At 48.5% G+C, this 614-nt stretch carries 1 protein-coding gene; it reads right to left on the bottom strand.

Annotated features, from left to right (window positions below):
- Positions 1-410: 410 nt before the first annotated feature.
- A partial coding sequence (locus AC1RPQ_RS07760; protein WP_481762224.1) for a hypothetical protein occupies positions 411-614 on the bottom strand: 204 nt, incomplete at its 5' end.

Consider the following 614-nt stretch of genomic DNA (forward strand, 5'->3'; position numbering starts at 1 on the left):
ATTAAGGCAAGTTCGCTAGCCTAAGAAAATGCCCCGATCAGAATCGATTCTGATCGGGGCATTTTACATCCTCAATTTTAGATTGTCAGCCATTGGGCTGTCCGTTGTGCAGGCAGCAAGCACAAGCGTTTAGCAATACTGAGGATGAGACCACTCATGATGGATAAGCGGCACAATATCGGGGAATCGAAGTCGTTGCACGTAGCTGCTGGCAGCACTCAACGCAATAGAATAGGGCGAACTCTGTTGCACTCTGGGTTCTGCTACTACTGCTATGAGCGGGTGCATAGCCCGTATCTTTTTTGCGACGATGTTTGTTGCGGAGATTATGAAAAGGAAATGCTAGTAACACACGCAGGCCGCTAAATAAAAAAGCCCCGCCAACTAAATAGTTGGCGGGGCTTTTTTATTTAGCTCTGCGGTTGTGCGTAGTACACCGAAACATCTGCATTAGGTGAATTGGCAGCTACGGGAGCCGAGTTTGTTATCACAACGGCCGTGTACTTATCGTCCAGCACCAACATCGTATTCACATTAAACGTGATGTTAACGGCAGTTGGTGTGGTGACCTCTACAGTTAGCGGCGCTGTTGTGGCAATGGCCAGTCCCTGCAC

This window comes from Dellaglioa sp. CoH-57-MRSF-21, assembly GCF_056781915.1.